Annotated in this window: 14 protein-coding genes and 3 tRNA genes; 8 read left to right on the top strand and 9 right to left on the bottom strand. The window is 57.4% G+C overall.

Translation table 11 applies throughout. From position 1 onward, the window contains the following. Positions 1 to 8 precede the first annotated feature (8 nt). Positions 9 to 470 carry a tRNA (adenosine(37)-N6)-threonylcarbamoyltransferase complex ATPase subunit type 1 TsaE gene (gene tsaE / locus OWK27_RS18070; protein ID WP_003855970.1) on the bottom strand — a complete coding sequence of 154 codons (462 nt, stop codon included), beginning with the start codon at positions 468 to 470 and terminating at the stop codon, positions 9 to 11. After that, on the bottom strand, positions 463 to 1,986 hold the full coding sequence (nnr, locus tag OWK27_RS18065) for a bifunctional ADP-dependent NAD(P)H-hydrate dehydratase/NAD(P)H-hydrate epimerase (protein ID WP_267590916.1): 1,524 nt from the start codon (positions 1,984 to 1,986) through the stop codon (positions 463 to 465). Before nnr ends, tsaE begins: the two co-directional genes overlap by 8 nt. Between nnr and queG the strand changes: the two genes are divergently transcribed. Beyond that, a complete protein-coding gene (gene queG, locus OWK27_RS18060) occupies positions 1,985 to 3,124 on the top strand; it encodes a tRNA epoxyqueuosine(34) reductase QueG (protein ID WP_148421849.1) in 1,140 nt (379 codons plus the stop codon). The genes nnr and queG overlap by 2 nt on opposite strands. 271 nt (positions 3,125 to 3,395) lie before the next feature. Here the strand turns inward: queG and OWK27_RS18055 are convergent. The 4 genes from OWK27_RS18055 to orn form a co-directional block, all read right to left on the bottom strand. Next, positions 3,396 to 3,471 (bottom strand) — tRNA-Gly (locus tag OWK27_RS18055). A gap of 45 nt (positions 3,472 to 3,516) precedes the next feature. Beyond that, a tRNA-Gly gene (locus tag OWK27_RS18050) sits at positions 3,517 to 3,592 on the bottom strand. 45 nt (positions 3,593 to 3,637) lie between these two features. Continuing rightward, positions 3,638 to 3,713: transfer RNA gene (locus OWK27_RS18045), tRNA-Gly, on the bottom strand. Positions 3,714 to 3,909: 196 nt separating this feature from the next. After that, on the bottom strand, positions 3,910 to 4,455 hold the full coding sequence (gene orn, locus OWK27_RS18040; protein WP_013095280.1) for an oligoribonuclease: 546 nt from the start codon (positions 4,453 to 4,455) through the stop codon (positions 3,910 to 3,912). 107 nt (positions 4,456 to 4,562) lie between these two features. On the opposite strand from orn, the gene rsgA reads away from it, so the two are divergent. The 3 genes from rsgA (at position 4,563) to mscM (ending at position 10,024) form a co-directional block, all read left to right on the top strand. Further along, positions 4,563 to 5,615 carry a small ribosomal subunit biogenesis GTPase RsgA gene (rsgA, locus tag OWK27_RS18035; protein WP_176608903.1) on the top strand — a complete coding sequence of 351 codons (1,053 nt, stop codon included), beginning with the start codon at positions 4,563 to 4,565 and terminating at the stop codon, positions 5,613 to 5,615. Between the two features lie 97 nt (positions 5,616 to 5,712). After that, on the top strand, positions 5,713 to 6,681 hold the full coding sequence (gene asd / locus OWK27_RS18030; protein ID WP_148421846.1) for an archaetidylserine decarboxylase: 969 nt from the start codon (positions 5,713 to 5,715) through the stop codon (positions 6,679 to 6,681). Between the two features lie 19 nt (positions 6,682 to 6,700). After that, positions 6,701 to 10,024 carry a miniconductance mechanosensitive channel MscM gene (gene mscM, locus OWK27_RS18025; protein WP_176608905.1) on the top strand — a complete coding sequence of 1,108 codons (3,324 nt, stop codon included), beginning with the start codon at positions 6,701 to 6,703 and terminating at the stop codon, positions 10,022 to 10,024. Positions 10,025 to 10,059: 35 nt separating this feature from the next. Here mscM and yjeM read toward each other — a convergent pair whose 3' ends face one another. Then, positions 10,060 to 11,562 (bottom strand): glutamate/gamma-aminobutyrate family transporter YjeM, encoded by a 1,503-nt coding sequence (gene yjeM, locus OWK27_RS18020; protein ID WP_267590915.1) that lies wholly within the window; start codon positions 11,560 to 11,562, stop codon positions 10,060 to 10,062. Between the two features lie 195 nt (positions 11,563 to 11,757). Continuing rightward, on the bottom strand, positions 11,758 to 12,735 hold the full coding sequence (gene epmA / locus OWK27_RS18015; protein ID WP_176608906.1) for an elongation factor P--(R)-beta-lysine ligase: 978 nt from the start codon (positions 12,733 to 12,735) through the stop codon (positions 11,758 to 11,760). Positions 12,736 to 13,045: 310 nt separating this feature from the next. Between epmA and frdA the strand changes: the two genes are divergently transcribed. From frdA to frdD, 4 genes are read left to right on the top strand one after another with little or no spacing between them, the layout of a single operon-like run. Further along, positions 13,046 to 14,836 carry a fumarate reductase (quinol) flavoprotein subunit gene (gene frdA, locus OWK27_RS18010; RefSeq protein ID WP_267590914.1) on the top strand — a complete coding sequence of 597 codons (1,791 nt, stop codon included), beginning with the start codon at positions 13,046 to 13,048 and terminating at the stop codon, positions 14,834 to 14,836. Next, entirely contained in the window at positions 14,829 to 15,563 is a 735-nt protein-coding gene (gene frdB / locus OWK27_RS18005) for a fumarate reductase iron-sulfur protein (protein ID WP_267590913.1), read from the top strand. Before frdA ends, frdB begins: the two co-directional genes overlap by 8 nt. A gap of 10 nt (positions 15,564 to 15,573) precedes the next feature. Continuing rightward, positions 15,574 to 15,969 carry a fumarate reductase subunit FrdC gene (frdC, locus tag OWK27_RS18000; protein ID WP_193355542.1) on the top strand — a complete coding sequence of 132 codons (396 nt, stop codon included), beginning with the start codon at positions 15,574 to 15,576 and terminating at the stop codon, positions 15,967 to 15,969. A 10-nt stretch (positions 15,970 to 15,979) separates the two neighbouring features. Next, on the top strand, positions 15,980 to 16,339 hold the full coding sequence (gene frdD / locus OWK27_RS17995) for a fumarate reductase subunit FrdD (RefSeq protein ID WP_267590912.1): 360 nt from the start codon (positions 15,980 to 15,982) through the stop codon (positions 16,337 to 16,339). 29 nt (positions 16,340 to 16,368) lie between these two features. Here frdD and ampR read toward each other — a convergent pair whose 3' ends face one another. Further along, positions 16,369 to 17,244, bottom strand: coding sequence for a LysR family transcriptional regulator AmpR (gene ampR, locus OWK27_RS17990; RefSeq protein WP_267590911.1), 876 nt, complete (start codon positions 17,242 to 17,244; stop codon positions 16,369 to 16,371). Positions 17,245 to 17,341 lie beyond the last annotated feature (97 nt).

Below are 17,341 nucleotides of genomic sequence, written 5' to 3'. Positions count from 1 at the left end.
CCCTACGCTCAACCGGCTAAACGCGCCAGTAAGGAACAGCCTGATGAGGAAACCGCACTGATGCGCGCCTCACGCCCTTGTGCCTGGTAATCTAAGTGAATTTCGACATCCGGGTCAGGCAGCACACCCGCACCTTGTTGCGGCCACTCCACCAGGCAGATGGCGTCGTTGGCAAAGTAATCGCGGATCCCCATAAATTCCAGCTCCTCCGGGTCCGCAAGACGATATAAATCAAAGTGGTACACCATGATATTTTCAAGCGTGTACGGTTCTACCAGCGTGTAGGTCGGGCTTTTTACGTTCCCGTTATGGCCTAACGCCTGCAAAAAACCGCGGCTGAAGGTTGTTTTACCCGCGCCTAAATCGCCATACAGATAAATGACGGTCGCCCCCTGACAGGCCTGCGCCACGCGCTTGCCGAGATCTAAAGTGGCTTGTTCATCAGGTAAAGGAATCGCTCGATTAGTCATTTTCTACGTCAATCACATCCGGGTTAACAACACGCCGCAGCGTGCAAAAAAGATCGGTGGCCAGCATACCGCGCGTGCCATAACGGGCAGCCAGCCCGTCAGCCGCCGCACCGTGGGCCACGCAGCCAGCACAGGCTGCATCATAAAGGGGAAGTTTCTGTCCGAGCAATGCGCCAATGATGCCGGAGAGCACATCGCCCATGCCGCCGCTCGCCATGCCTGCATTACCGGCATCAATAATGCCCACGGCGTCATCGCTGGCGATGACGGTTCCCGCCCCTTTCAAAACGGCAACACCTCCGTAACGTTTTACCAGACGTTGGGCAGAAAGTAAGCGATCGCTTTCAATTTCTGCCACGCTACAGTTAAGCAGCCGCGCGGCTTCGCCGGGGTGTGGCGTCAGAATGCGATTGTGACGCTTATCCGGATTTATTGCCAGAAGGTTAAGCGCGTCGGCGTCCCACAGCATCGGTTTACGAAAATTCTCGGCTTTTTGCAGGGCCTGTTTACCCCAGCTTTGTTGCCCGAGCCCGGGGCCAATTACCACCACATCCGCCCATTCGAGGCTCTCCTCCAGCGACTGCGGGGTAAGCTCGTGGACCATCAGTTCCGGACGCGCGGTAACGATCGGCGCAATGTTTTCGCTGCGGGTGAGCACGCGCACTAAACCGGCACCGCTGCGCAGGGCCGCTTCTCCGGCCATACGAATCGCGCCTGCGGTACCGCTATCGCCACCAATAATCACCAGCCGGCCATGGTCGCCCTTATGGGACGTGGGCCGGCGCGGCGGCAGCCACCGTGCAAGCTGAGAGGCATCAAAGCGGGAAAGCTGGGTTTCCTGCCCCGCCAGCCAGTTTTCCAGCCCCAGCGCGTTGTGGTGCAGGATACCCACCACGTCCCGCGCCTTGCCGGTAAGCAGGCCCGGCTTCAGGGCGATAAAGGTCACGGTATGCGCGGCCTCGATCGCCGCTCCCGGCGTCGCGCCGGTTTGCGCCATCAGGCCGGAGGGAATATCCAGCGCAATCGCCGGAGCGGGATGCGCGTTGGCGCGCGCAATCAGGGCGGCGACGTTATCGCGGGGGGCGCGCATCAGTCCCGTTCCCAGCAGCCCATCAACAATCACGTCCACGTCATCGGGCCAGGCGATATCAGGCGCGTGAATAACGCCCCCGGCGTTCAGCCAGGCTTCTCTCGCCGTACCGGCTTCTTCCGGCAGCGGTTTATCACTCTCCAGCGCCAGCAGGGTGACGCGCAGCCCCGCCGCCACCGCCAGACGAGCCACGACATAGCCGTCGCCACCGTTATTGCCGTGCCCGCACAATATCAGGTAATGCGAAGCATCCGGGTAGGCCATGCGCGCAACGTTGAACGCCGCCTCGCCCGCGCGCTGCATCAGTTCATAAAGGGTGATGCCCAGGCTGTCTGCGGCCTCTTTTTCGGCGCGTCGGAGGTCATCCGCATGCCAGATGGAATGTGGTATACTTGCGGGGTTTTTCTTCACAGTATGGTCCGTCATGTCACAGCCCCTCGATCTCAATGAATTAGCGCAAAAAATAAAACAGTGGGGTGCTGAACTGGGCTTCCAGAAGGTCGGTATCACCGACACCGATCTCTCTGCCAGCGAGCCTAAGCTACAGGCATGGCTGGATAAACAATATCACGGCGAAATGGAGTGGATGGCGCGTCACGGCATGATGCGTGCCCGCCCTCACGAGCTTTTGCCGGGTACGTTACGCGTCATTAGCGTACGCATGAACTATCTTCCCGCCAGTGCGGCCTTTGCGCGTACGCTAAAAAATCCCTCTCTGGGCTACGTCAGCCGTTACGCTCTGGGGCGTGATTACCATAAGCTTCTGCGCAACCGCCTAAAAAAGCTCGGGGAAACCATTCAGCAGCACTGTGTTTCGCTGAATTTTAGACCCTTTGTTGATTCTGCGCCTATTCTGGAACGTCCAATCGCTGAAAAAGCCGGGCTTGGCTGGACAGGTAAGCACTCACTTATCTTAAGCCGCGACGCGGGCTCGTTCTTTTTCCTGGGCGAGCTGCTGATTGATTTACCGCTGCCGGTAGACGGCCCGGTGGAAGAAGGCTGTGGACGCTGCGTGGCCTGTATGACCATCTGCCCAACGGGCGCTATCGTTGAGCCGTATACCGTTGATGCGCGTCGCTGTATCTCTTATCTCACTATCGAACTGGAAGGGGCTATTCCGGAGGAATTCCGCCCGCTTATCGGCAACCGCATCTACGGCTGCGATGACTGCCAGCTGATCTGTCCGTGGAACCGCTATTCACAGCTGACGGACGAAGAAGATTTTAGCCCGCGCAAGGCGTTACATGCTCCGCCCTTAATCGAGCTATTCGCCTGGACCGAAGCCTGGTTCCTGAAAGTGACGGAAGGTTCCGCCATTCGTCGTATCGGCCATCTGCGCTGGCTGCGAAATGTGGCCGTCGCGCTGGGTAATGCCCCGTGGGATGAAGCAAATATTCAGGCGCTCGAAAGCCGAAGAGGTGAGCACCCACTTCTCGATGAACACATAGAATGGGCGATTGCGCAGCAAATCGAGAAGCGAAATGCCTGCGTGGTCGAGGTGCAGTTACCGAAAAAACAGCGTCTGGTCAGGGTCATTGAAAAAGGGCTTCCGCGGGATGCGTGATATATTCACAGCCTGTGAATAAAAATAAGAACGCAGGCGCCATCAGGCTTAGCAAACAGGTCAAGTGATCTCAATAACATTTTGACATGAAATTTTATCAATATAATTCATGCAATTAGGAGAATTTCATTCACCCTGCTAACTTTTTGAACGGTTCTGGTTAAGCGACTTTTCTGTGGATAACTCTGTTTACAAGAGTATTTCAGATACAACGAAAGATGTCCCCAACGATGAAACTCGCTGTGGATGATTTTGATAAGAAGTAAAAATTTGGAGCGGGAAACGAGACTCGAACTCGCGACCCCGACCTTGGCAAGGTCGTGCTCTACCAACTGAGCTATTCCCGCTTGGGTGTTCTGAAGCTGTGCGTATCTTGCGATACTTTCAAATTTTGGAGCGGGAAACGAGACTCGAACTCGCGACCCCGACCTTGGCAAGGTCGTGCTCTACCAACTGAGCTATTCCCGCTTGGGTGTTCTGGTGCTGGCGTATCTTGCGATACTTTTCAAATTTTGGAGCGGGAAACGAGACTCGAACTCGCGACCCCGACCTTGGCAAGGTCGTGCTCTACCAACTGAGCTATTCCCGCAAATCTGTACTGCTTTTGTTGCTGTCGTAACGTGTAATTCTCTGTCGTTACGGGAGGCGCATTATACGAGAAATCCGTTTAGCTGCAACCCCCCTCAAAGCGATTTTTTCGAAATTAAGTTCAAGTGCTTATTTAATCGGCAAGCTGAACAATTTAACGACAAAAACCCGGCCGCGCAAGGCGCCGGATCGCAAAATCACAGCTTAATAAAGTTTTCGCGATAGTACGCCAGCTCCGCCACAGACTCGCGGATGTCGTCCATTGCCTGGTGCGTCCCCTGCTTTTTGAAGCCGTCGAGAATTTCCGGTTTCCAGCGGCGGGCCAGCTCTTTCAGGGTGCTCACGTCCAGATAGCGGTAGTGGAAGTAGGACTCCAGCTCCGGCATGTACTTAAACAGGAAACGACGATCCTGGCCAATGCTGTTGCCACAGATAGGCGATTTTCCTGCGGGCACCCACTGCTTAAGAAATTCAAGCGTCGCCAGCTCCGCTTCGCGGTCGCCCATGGTGCTGGCCTTCACCCGCTCCACCAGCCCGCTGCCGGTATGGGTACGCACGTTCCACTCATCCATCAGCGCAAGCTGGTCATCAGACTGGTGCACCGCAATCGTTGGGCCTTCCGCCAGGATATTGAGGTTAGCATCGGTGACCAGCGTGGCGATCTCAATAATGCGATCGCGCTCGGGATCCAGCCCGGTCATCTCCAGATCGATCCAAATCAGGTTATTTTCGTCCGCGCTCATGTTATTTTCCACCCTTCTCGCATAACCGGCAGTAGCAGGTTAACTAGTATTAATTAGAGTGTATCATAGAGGTTTTGCCCGCTACGGGCGACCAGGAGCCAGCGCGATTGAGTAAAAATAAACTCTCCAAAGGGCAGCAGCGCCGCGTGAACGCTAATCACCAGCGCCGTCTTAAAACCACTACGGAGAAGCCCGATTACGACGACAACCTGTTTGGTGAAGCGACAGAAGGCGTTGTGATTAGCCGCTTCGGTATGCACGCCGATGTCGAATCCGCCGACGGGAACATCCACCGCTGCAATATCCGTCGCACCATCCGTTCACTGGTTACCGGTGACCGCGTGGTCTGGCGTCCAGGCAAAGCGGCAGCGGAAGGGGTAACGGTTAAAGGCATTGTTGAGGCCGTACATGAACGCACGTCGGTCCTTACCCGCCCCGATTTCTATGACGGCGTGAAGCCTATTGCCGCCAATATCAACCAGATTGTGATCGTTTCGGCGATTTTGCCCGAGCTTTCGCTCAATATTATCGACCGTTACCTGGTGGCCTGCGAAACCTTGCAGGTTGAGCCGCTTATCGTCCTGAATAAAATCGATCTGCTGGATGACGAGGCCATGGCCTTTGTGAATGAGCAGATGGATATCTACCGCCATATCGGTTATCGCGTACTGATGGTTTCCAGCCGCACCAAAGATGGCCTGAAGCCGCTGGAAGATGCGCTGACGGACCGCATCAGCATCTTTGCAGGGCAATCCGGCGTAGGTAAATCGAGCCTGCTTAACAACCTGCTTGGCCTTCAGCAGGAGATCCTCACTAACGATGTGTCGGACGTCTCCGGCCTCGGCCAGCACACGACCACCGCCTCACGCCTCTACCACTTCCCGCACGGCGGCGACGTGATTGACTCTCCGGGCGTGCGTGAATTTGGTCTCTGGCATCTTGAGCCGGAACAAATCTTCAACGGATTTGTCGAATTCCATGACTATTTAGGCGCTTGCAAATATCGCGACTGTAAACATGACAACGATCCGGGCTGCGCAATCCGCGAAGCGGTAGAGAACGGTGAAATTGCGGAAACCCGTTTCGAAAATTACCACCGTATTCTCGAAAGCATGGACCAGGTAAAAACGCGTAAAAACTTTTCTGATTCTGATAACTGACAACTAAGCTAAGCGTCGCTAAAATCGTCCCCTTTTTTCAGGTTCCGGCGGCGTGCTGCCGGATCAGGAACGACAAAACAATGGCCTGGAGGCTACCTTGTTAAACTCATTTAAACTTTCGCTTCAATACATTCTGCCGAAACTGTGGCTCACTCGCCTGGCGGGCTGGGGCGCGAGCAAACGAGCGGGCTGGCTGACCAAACTGGTCATCGATCTGTTTGTGAAATACTACAAGGTCGACATGAAGGAAGCGCAGAAGCCGGATACGGCCAGCTACCGCACGTTTAACGAATTTTTCGTGCGCCCACTGCGCGACGAAGTGCGCCCGCTGAATACCGACCCTAACGTGTTGGTCATGCCTGCGGATGGGGTGATCAGCCAGCTTGGTAAAATTGAAGACGACAAAATTTTGCAGGCGAAAGGCCATAACTACAGCCTCGAAGCGCTGCTGGCCGGGAACTACCTGATGGCGGACCTGTTCCGCAACGGTACGTTCGCCACCACCTATCTCTCCCCGCGCGACTACCACCGCGTTCATATGCCGTGTAACGGTATCCTGCGCGAAATGATCTACGTGCCGGGCGATCTGTTCTCCGTAAACCACCTGACGGCGCAAAACGTCCCTAACCTGTTTGCCCGTAACGAGCGCGTCATCTGCCTGTTCGATACTGAATTTGGCCCAATGGCGCAGATTCTGGTGGGTGCGACCATTGTAGGCAGCATCGAAACCGTCTGGGCTGGCACCATCACCCCGCCGCGCGAAGGCGTGATCAAGCGCTGGACGTGGCCTGCCGGTGAAGAAGAAGGCTCCGTTGCCCTGCTGAAAGGCCAGGAGATGGGCCGCTTCAAGCTGGGCTCAACGGTGATTAACCTGTTCGCACCGGGCAAAGTTAACCTGGTTGATGAGCTTAAGAGCCTGTCAGTGACCAAACTCGGCCAGCCTCTGGCAATCTCTACCGAAACCTTCGTGACGCCGGATGCAGAGCCTGCGCCGCTGTCTGAAGAAGAGATCAAAGCCGAACACGACGCCAGCCCGCTGGTTGACGACAAAAAAGACGAAGGCTAACAACAGAAGGATCGCTGACGTGCGCCCGATTATCGTATTACTGATGGCCTGGTGCCTCAGCATGGGGGCGTACGCAGCGACGGCCCCCGACGCCAAACAGATAGCCCAGGAGCTGGAGCAGGCAAAGGCGGCGAAACCCGCTCAGCCGGAGGCCGTTGAGTCGCTCCAGTCTGCACTGAACGCGCTTGAGGAGCGGAAAGGCTCCCTCGAGCGCGCGCAGCAGTATCAGCAGGTTATCGACAATTTCCCTAAACTCTCACAGACCCTGCGTTCGCAGTTAACTAACCTGCGCGATGAGCCACGCGAAGTCCCGGCAGGCATGACCTCCGAGGCGCTGAACCAGGAGATCCTCCAGGTCAGCAGCCAGCTTCTGGAAAAAAGCCGCCAGGCGCAGCAGGAGCAGGAGCGGGCGCGTGAAATTGCCGACTCGCTCAGCCAGCTTCCGCAGCAGCAGACCGATGCCCGCCGTCAGCTGAACGAGGTGGAACGCCGTCTCGGGGCGCAGACAGGCAGCACGCCGCAAAACCAGGCGCAAAATCTTGGGCTTCAGGCGGAATCCGCCAGACTCAAAGCGCTGGTCGATGAGCTTGAGCTGGCGCAGCTTTCCGCTAACAACCGCCAGGAGCTGTCGCGTATGCGCTCCGAGCTGGCGCAAAAGCAGAGCGAGCAGCTTGACGCGTATCTCCAGGCCCTGAGAAATCACCTCAACAGCCAGCGTCAGCGTGAAGCTGAACGTGCGCTGGAGAGCACCGAGCTGCTGGCCGAAAACAGCGCAAACCTGCCCGCCGGCATCGTCGATCAGTTTAAGGTTAACCGCGAGCTTTCCGCCGCGCTGAATCAGCAGGCGCAGCGTATGGATTTGGTCGCGTCGCAGCAGCGTCAGGCCACCAATCAGACGCTCCAGGTTCGTCAGGCGCTTAACACGCTGCGCGAGCAGTCCCAGTGGCTTGGCGCGTCGAACCTGCTGGGCGAGGCGTTACGCGCCCAGGTTGCTCGCCTGCCGGAGATGCCGAAACCGCAGCAGCTTGATACCGAAATGGCGCAGCTGCGCGTTCAGCGCCTGCACTATGAAGATCTTCTCAACAAGCAGCCGCAAATCCGCCAGATCCGTCAGGCCGACGGAAAGCCGCTCACCGGCGAGCAGAGCCGTATTCTGGAAGCGCAGCTGCGCACCCAGCGTGAGCTGCTGAACTCTCTGCTACAGGGTGGCGATACGCTGATCCTGGAGCTGACCAAGCTGAAAGTTTCCAATAGCCAGCTGGAGGACGCGCTGAAAGAGGTGAACGAGGCGACGCACCGTTATCTCTTCTGGACGTCTGACGTGCGGCCGATGACCTTCGCCTGGCCGATTGAGATCGTGCAGGATCTGCGCCGCCTCATTTCGCTCGACACCTTTAGCCAGCTGGGCCTCGCCAGCGTGATGATGATTACCAGCAAGGAGACCATCTTCCCGCTGCTGGGGGCATTGATTCTGGTGGGCTTCAGCATATATTCCCGTCGCCATTTTACCCGTTTCCTTGAGCGCTCCAGCGCCCGGGTGGGGAAAGTGACCCAGGACCACTTCTGGCTGACGCTGCGTACGGTGTTCTGGTCGATTCTGGTTGCGTCTCCGCTGCCGGTGCTATGGATGACGCTTGGATACGGCCTGCGCGAAGCCTGGCCTTACCCGCTCGCCGTCGCGATTGGTGATGGCGTGACCGCCACCGTGCCGCTGCTGTGGGTCGTGATGATTTGCGCCACGTTCGCGCGGCCAAACGGTCTGTTTATCGCCCACTTTGGCTGGCCGCGAAACCGCGTTGCGCGAGCGATGCGCTACTACCTGATGAGTATCGGGCTGATTGTGCCGCTGATTATGGCGCTGATCATGTTCGATAACCTTAATGACCGGGAGTTCTCCGGATCGCTGGGGCGCCTGTGCTTCATGCTGATCTGCGGGGCGCTAGCGGTGGTGACGCTCAGCCTGAAGCGCGCCGGGATCCCGCTCTATCTCGATAAGTCCGGCACTGGCGATAACATGTTTAACCGTCTGCTGTGGAACCTGCTGCTCGGCGCGCCGCTGGCGGCGATGCTGGCGGCGGCCGTCGGTTACCTTGCCACGGCGCAGGCGCTGCTCGCCCGTCTGGAAACGTCGGTTGCGATCTGGTTCCTGCTGCTGGTGGTGTACCACGTTATCCGCCGCGGCATGCTGATCCAGCGGCGTCGGCTGGCCTTTGACCGTGCCAAACACCGTCGTGCGGAAATCCTGGCCCAGCGCGCGCGCGGCGAAGAAGAGCCGAACCACGTTAACAGTACCGAGGGGGCGACGGATGCAGATGAAGTCGAGCTGGATCTGGATGCCATCAGCACCCAGTCCCTGCGGCTGGTGCGCTCCATTCTCATGCTGGTCGCCCTGCTGTCGGTTATCTTCCTGTGGTCGGAAATCCACTCCGCGTTTGGCTTCCTGGAGAACATCTCTTTATGGGATGTAACCTCTACGGTGCAGGGAGTGGAAAGCCTTGAGCCAATCACCTTAGGCGCCGTGTTGATTGCGATTCTGGTGCTGATCATCACCACGCAGCTGATACGTAACTTCCCGGCCCTGCTGGAGCTGGCGCTGTTGCAGCATCTGGATTTAACCCCCGGCACGGGCTATGCGATCACCACCATCACCAAATACTTAATCATGCTGTTTGGTGGGCTGGTTGGCTTCTCGATGATTGGGATCGAATGGTCAAAGCTGCAATGGCTGGTCGCCGCCCTGACCGTGGGCCTCGGCTTCGGTTTGCAGGAGATCTTTGCCAACTTCGTCTCCGGCCTGATCATTCTGTTTGAAAAGCCGATTCGCATTGGCGATACGGTGACTATTCGCGATTTAACCGGCAGCGTTACCAAGATCAACACCCGCGCCACCACCATCAGCGACTGGGACCGGAAAGAGATCATCGTGCCGAACAAGGCGTTCATTACCGAGCAGTTTATCAACTGGTCGCTGTCTGACTCGGTCACGCGCGTGGTGCTGACCGTACCGGCACCGTCGGATGCCAACAGCGAAGAGGTAACCCAGATCCTCTATACCGCTGCGGAACGCTGTTCTCTGGTGATCGACAACCCGCCACCGGAAGTCTTCCTGGTGGATTTGCAGCAGGGGATCCAGATTTTCGAGCTGCGTATCTACGCCGCGGAGATGGGGCACCGTATGCCGCTGCGCCATGAGATCCACCAGCTGATCCTGGCAGGCTTCCGCGAGCACGGTATTGATATGCCGTTCCCGCCGTTCCAGATGCGTCTGGAAACGCTGGATGGACGCAAAACGGGACGAACGTTAACGTCTGCGGCGCGTTCGCGCCCGGCCGGCAGTCTGTAATCTTTTCCCCCTCCCCGTCGGGAGGGGGTTTTAGCCTACTGCGCGACGTCTGCTACGCAGGCCGTCGGGCGACGGCGGTAATTCTCATAAATCCCCATTGCCAGCAGCGAGAAGAAGATCGGACCGCCGACCATCCACAGCGCGCTGCTCCAGTCACCGGCCTCTGCCACTGGCTGAATAACGGTAAAGATGTTGGCAAACGCCACGACAAGCACCACTACGGTAGTCGCCAGCAGCGTTGCCGTGCGGGTTTTGAAGATCACAAACGGTCGCTCCAGCCCCTGCTTCGCCTTGAAGAAGGGAAACGCCAGCGTCAGGAACAGGTACGGAAGCGTCATCGACACGTTCGCCATCAGGGTTAGCTTGTTGTAGAACGCCGACGCGGTATCCCCGCCAAACGACACCAGCAAAATAAACACGCACACCAGCAGGCACTGCATCCACATGGCGTTTGCGGGCATACCGGCAGTATTTAGCTGCGTTATACAATCAGGCCACAGCGCCTTTGGCGTACCCTGAACGATCGCCTTCAGCGGGGAGTAGATCAGCGTAAAGAACGCGCCGGTATAGGCCAGGAACATCGACAAGCCGGTGATACGCGCAAACCAGATCCCCAGGGTGGCCGAGACTTCCGGCGTCAGGTTCATGGCGTTACCCAGCGTCATCCCCAGGCTTTTCATCAGAACGTAGGTGATGTTGCCGAGGTTGGTGGTGTTGTTGCTCAACACCTGCTGCCAGCTGGTGCTGACGCCCCAGAGGAAAATCGCCAGCGAGTAGCCAATGGAAATGACGATGGCGGCAAAGATAATGCCTCTGGCGAAGTTCTTTTCCGGGTTCTCTGTTTTGTCGACCAGCCCGCCTACGGCTTCAATCCCCCCGTAAGCGAAGATGGCAAATACCACAAAGGAGAGCATGGCCAGCCCGGACTGATAGCCCGGATTAGGTGATGAAACGAAATTCACCTCCTGCGCGAAATGCCCCCCGTTCAGGCACAGGATGGCGATGCTGGCCAGCAGCAGCACCAGGTTCAGACACATCACTGAAATTCCGCCCACCGCGGTGATACGGGCAATTTTGTTGATGCCTTTCGAGGCGACCAGCGTAACCACCACCATCCAGCACACCGCCAGAATACCGACCACCTGCGTGGAGCTCAGCCCCGCCAGAGACCAGACCTGGGTTTTATCCGCGCCGAAGAGAAACGTGGAGAACGGCACCCAGACCTTAGCCGCCGTGCTGACCATCCAGACGACGTAGGATGAAAACCACATGAACGTACCGATAAACGCGTAACGGGGCCCGACGCTGTTGTTCATCCACGAATAAATGCCGCCCTCCTCTTTTCGGTAAGCCGAGCCCATCTCCGCCATCATCAGCGCAAACGGGATAAAGAAGAACAGGGCAGAAAGGATATAAAACGGCGTCGCGCTGTAGCCCATCAGATAGAAAGCCGACGGGCTGTTGGCAAAGCCGAACACTGAGGTAAAAATCATGAGGATGAGCCCGGTAAGGGTCATCTTTTTAAGCGAGTGGGACATATAGCCATCCGGTAAGGAAGTAAACTGCGCGGATGGTAGCAGATGACCAGACAAATATTGTGGCTATACGAGTCAAATTAAGAAAAAGACCCGTGTACAGAGAATGTGGCAGTTTTTAATGTTGTTTGCGGAGATGGAAAGGGAAATTGCCGTCTGAAACAGGCCGGGTAAGCGACAGCGCCACCCGGCTAATCTTTAAGCGCGATCGACCGTAAACGCGATCACGTCGCCCAGCTGTTCCGCGCCAAGCGCCAGCATGACCAGACGATCCACGCCCAGCGCCACGCCGGAGCAGTCCGGCAGACCGGCCTTAAGCGCTTCCAGCAGGTTGGTATCAATCGGCTGCTGCGGCAGGCCGCGCGCGTTGCGCTTGCGGTTATCCTGCTCAAAACGCTGCTGCTGTTCACGCGCGTCGGTCAGCTCGTGGAAACCGTTCGCCAGCTCGATGCCTTTGTAATACACCTCAAAGCGCTCCGCCACGCGGTGATCTTCGGTACTGATCTGCGCCAGCGAGGCCTGGCTGGCCGGGAAGTGATAAACAAACGTCGGACGATCTTTGCCAATCTGGGGTTCAACGCCAAAGGTGAACAGCAGCTGCAGCAGCGTGTCGCGGTCCTCTTCGGTATCCGCCACGTTGCTCAAATCCAGCTTTGCCGCCGCCTCACGCAGCTGGGTTTTATCGGCCGAGAGCGGATCGATTTCCAGATGGCGCTGGAAGGCCTGCTGATAGGAGAGCGTCTCGGCTTCCGCGCAATCCAGCACCTGCTGCAGCAGATCGTCGACTTCGTTCATCAGGCGATACATGTCGTAGTGCGGGCGGTACCACTCCAGCATGGTAAATTCCGGATTGTGGTGGCGGCCCATCTCTTCATTACGGAAGCTACGGCACAGCTGATACACCGGGCCACACCCGGCCGCCAGCAGACGCTTCATATGGTATTCCGGGCTGGTCATCAGATACAGATTCATGCCCTGAGAGTGGCCAGGGCCAACAAAACGGGTTTCAAACGGGACCAGATGAATATCCGTGACCGTCGCCTGACTCATGCACGGCGTTTCCACCTCCAGGACTCCGCGGTCGGCAAAGAAGCGGCGGATCTCCGCCATAATTGCCGCGCGCTTTAACAGGTTTGGAATGGATGCGCTCGGCTGCCAGGTGGCCGTTTCGCTCATGAGTATTTTCTCCGATTTCATACAAGGGCACGAAGTCTACTCGCAAGCCGGAGCAGAGACAAATTTTGCGCAGTAAAAGTCCCTTTTAATTACGCAGAAAAATACTGTGACGAAATTCATTAATCACGATGATAAATCACCGCACAGAACAGCAAAAAAATCGAACACGTCAAATTTCCCTTCCATCTACGCGGTTATACTGTTTTACCCATAAAGGAGCAGTGGAATCGCTTCCGCAACCGCCCGTTCGGGCAGGTGAACGACCTTTAGCTCATCGCGTTGCGGGAAAACAAAAATCTGGAGGAATGTCGTGCAAACTTTTCAAGCCGATCTTGCCGTAATAGGCGCTGGCGGGGCTGGATTACGCGCTGCAATCGCAGCAGCACAAGCCAATCCGAACGCTAAAATCGCACTGATTTCAAAAGTCTACCCGATGCGCAGCCATACGGTGGCCGCAGAAGGAGGGTCCGCCGCCGTCGCGCAGGATCATGACAGCTTCGAATACCATTTCCACGACACGGTTGCAGGGGGCGACTGGCTTTGCGAACAGGATGTCGTTGATTACTTCGTACACCATTGCCCAACGGAAATGACCCAGCTTGAACAGTGGGGATGCCCGTGGAGCCGACGTCCGGACGGCAGCGTCAACGTCCGCCGCTTCGGTGGAATGAAGATCGAACGCACCTGGTTTGCCGCCGATAAAACCGGCTTCCACATGCTGCACACCCTGTTCCAGACGTCCCTCCAGTTCCCACAAATTCAGCGCTTCGACGAACACTTCGTTCTCGACATTCTGGTGGACGACGGCCAGGCGCGCGGTCTGGTGGCGATGAACATGATGGAAGGCACGCTGGTCCAGATCCGCGCCAGCGCGGTAGTCATGGCGACCGGCGGCGCGGGCCGCGTTTATCGCTATAACACCAACGGCGGCATCGTGACCGGAGACGGTATAGGCATGGCGCTCAGCCACGGCGTGCCGCTGCGCGATATGGAGTTCGTGCAGTATCACCCAACCGGCCTGCCCGGCTCCGGCATTCTGATGACGGAAGGCTGCCGCGGCGAAGGCGGTATTCTGGTCAACAAAAACGGCTATCGCTATTTGCAGGATTACGGCATGGGTCCGGAAACCCCGCTCGGCGAGCCGAAAAACAAATACATGGAGCTCGGCCCGCGCGATAAAGTCTCTCAGGCCTTCTGGCACGAGTGGCGCAAAGGCAACACCATCTCCACGCCGCGCGGCGACGTGGTGCATCTCGACCTGCGTCACCTGGGCGAGAAGAAGCTGCTGGAGCGTCTGCCGTTCATCTGCGAGCTGGCGAAGGCCTACGTGGGTGTCGACCCGGTGAAAGAGCCGATTCCGGTTCGTCCAACCGCGCACTACACCATGGGCGGTATTGAAACCGATCAGCAGTGCGAAACCCGCATCAAAGGGCTGTTTGCGGTGGGCGAATGCTCCTCCGTCGGCCTGCACGGCGCAAACCGTCTTGGGTCTAACTCGCTGGCTGAACTGGTGGTCTTTGGCCGCATGGCGGGCGAGCGCGCGATGGAGCGTGCCGCAACCGCAGGCGAAGCAAACGGCGCGGCGCTGGATGCGCAGGCCGCAGACGTCGAGAAGCGTCTGAAAGGGCTGGTAAACCAGGAAGGCAACGAAAACTGGTCGAAGATCCGCGACGAAATGGGTCTCTCAATGGAGGAGGGCTGCGGGATCTACCGTACGCCAGAGCTGATGCAGAAAACCGTCGACAAGCTGGCGGAACTGCAGGAGCGCTTCAAGCGCGTGCGCATCACCGACACCTCCAGCGTCTTCAACACCGACCTGCTCTACACCATTGAGCTGGGCCACGGCCTGAACGTCGCGGAGTGTATGGCCCATTCCGCCCTGGCTCGTAAAGAGTCGCGCGGTGCGCACCAGCGCCTGGATGAAGGCTGCACCGAACGTGACGACGTTAATTTCCTTAAACACACTCTCGCCTGGCGCGATGCGGATGGCACCACCCGTCTGGGCTACAGCGACGTGAAAATCACCACGCTGCCACCAGCGAAACGCGTGTACGGTGCAGAAGCAGAAGCCGCCGATAAGAAGGAGAAGGCGAATGGCTGAGATGCAAAAACTGAAAGTTGAAGTGGTGCGCTACAATCCGGAAGTGGACACCGCGCCGCACAGCGCTTTCTATGAAGTCCCTTACGACGAGCAAACCTCCCTGCTGGATGCGCTCGGCTATATCAAAGATAACCTGGCGCCAGACCTGAGCTACCGCTGGTCCTGCCGCATGGCAATCTGCGGCTCCTGCGGCATGATGGTCAACAAGGTGCCGAAGCTGGCGTGCAAAACCTTCCTGCGTGATTACACCAAAGGCATCAAGGTTGAAGCGCTGGGCAACTTCCCGATCGAGCGCGATCTGGTGGTTGATATGACCCATTTTATCGAAAGCCTGGAAGCGATTAAGCCGTACATTATCGGCAACTCGCGCACGCCGGATCAGGGGCCCAACACCCAAACGCCGGCCCAGATGGCGAAATACCATCAGTTCTCCGGCTGCATTAACTGCGGCCTGTGCTACGCCGCCTGTCCGCAGTTTGGCCTGAACCCTGAGTTCATTGGCCCGGCGGCGATCACGCTGGCGCACCGCTACAACGAGGATAGCCGCGACAACGGTAAAAAAGAACGTATGGCGCAGCTTAACGGCCAGAACGGCGTCTGGAGCTGTACTTTTGTGGGCTACTGCTCCGAAGTCTGTCCGAAGCACGTCGACCCGGCCGCCGCCATTCAGCAGGGCAAGGTAGAAAGCTCGAAAGACTTTCTTATCGCCACCCTGAAACCACGCTAAGGAGTGCATGATGACGACTAAACGCAAAGCCTACGTGCGGCCGATGCCGTCCACCTGGTGGAAAAAACTGCCGTTTTATCGCTTCTATATGCTGCGTGAAGGCACGGCAGTTCCTGCGGTCTGGTTCAGCCTCGAACTGATGTACGGCGTTTTTGCCCTCAAGCACGGCCCGGAAGCCTGGGCGAGCTTTGTGGGCTTCCTGCAAAACCCAATCATCGTTGTTCTGAACCTGATTGTGCTCGCAGCCGCGCTGCTTCATACCAAAACCTGGTTTGAACTGGCGCCAAAAGCCGCGAACATTATTGTAAAAGGCGAGAAAATGGGGCCAGAGCCGGTCATTAAAGGGCTCTGGGGAGTGACGGCAGTGGTCTCTGTAGTCATTCTGTTTGTCGCACTGTTCTGGTAAGGAGACTATTGTGATCAATCCAAATCCAAAACGTTCAGACGAGCCGGTCTTCTGGGGCCTGTTTGGCGCAGGCGGCATGTGGAGCGCCATTATTGTCCCGGTCATCATCCTGCTGGTCGGGATTATGCTGCCGCTGGGGCTGTTCCCGGGCGATGCGCTGAGCTACGAGCGCGTGATGGCCTTTGCGAGCAGCTTTATTGGGCGCGCGTTCATCTTCCTGACGATCGTTCTGCCGCTGTGGTGCGGCCTGCACCGTATCCACCATGCGATGCACGATCTGAAAATCCATGTACCGAGCGGTAAATGGGTCTTCTACGGTCTGGCGACCATTCTGACGGTGGTCACGCTGATTGCCGTGGTCACTATCTGAGTGAACAGGCCCGCCATCCGGTGGGCCTTTTATTTTTTCATCTTCTCCACCAGCCACCCGGCAAATTCACGCATGGCAGGGGTTTCCGCCCGCGACTGCAGTCTGGTCAGCCAGTAGCTCCCGAGATCGATCTGCGTCGCAAACGGCTGCACAATGCGCTCGCTGGCTAACAGATGGGTAAACATATCGACGGGCGCGATGGCTATGCCCACGCCCGCCTGCGCCGCTTCCAGCATCGTGACTGACGAATCGAACACCATCACACGATGCGTTGGCGAAGGCGGGAGTTCGCCTGCTGCCTGCATCCACGCGCTCCACTCGTCGCGTCGGTAGGAGCGCAGCAGCGTAAACCTGAGGATGTCGGACGGACTGTGCAGTTCGGCGGCAATATCCGGCGTGCACAGCGGCGCAAGCGGCGCATGGCAAAGAAACTCGGCCTCGGTGCCGTGCCACGCCCCTCCACCGTAGCGGATGGTGTAATCAAGCCCTTCGGCAGCCGGATCGACGCGGTTGTTATGGGTAGAAAGCTGAAGATCGATGTGCGGATAGCTGCGGCGAAAATCATCCAGACGGGAGAATAAAACGCCGGTCGCGAACGTGCCCACCACGCCGATTTTCAGCTTCTCCTGCGCGCGATGGTTAGCAAAGCGATCCAGCATTCCGGCTATACGGTCAAACGAATCATTCAGCACCGGCAGCAGGTTCTCGCCCTCGGTGGTCAGCATCAGCCCGCGCGAAACGCGGACAAACAGCTGACAGTTCAGATGCTGCTCCAGCGCTTTCACATGCTGGCTAATGGCCGAGTGCGTCACGTTCAGCTCAATGGCCGCATGCGTAAAGCTGAGATGCCTTGCGGCCGCTTCAAAGGCTCGAAGCGAATTAAGGGGGAGATAGCTTCGCGTCATGGCCTCATCCGTTAGAAAAATTAACAGCTAATGCTAAATTTAACCGTTTGTCAGATACAGTCAAATCCAACAGACTACGCCTGTCTGACGGGCCCGG

The sequence above is a fragment of the Enterobacter cloacae complex sp. 2022EL-00788 genome (assembly GCF_026627565.1).
Taxonomy (GTDB): domain Bacteria; phylum Pseudomonadota; class Gammaproteobacteria; order Enterobacterales; family Enterobacteriaceae; genus Enterobacter; species Enterobacter pasteurii.
The sequence above is the reverse complement of the archived record's forward strand: the minus strand, read 5'-3'. Positions and strand labels throughout refer to the sequence as shown.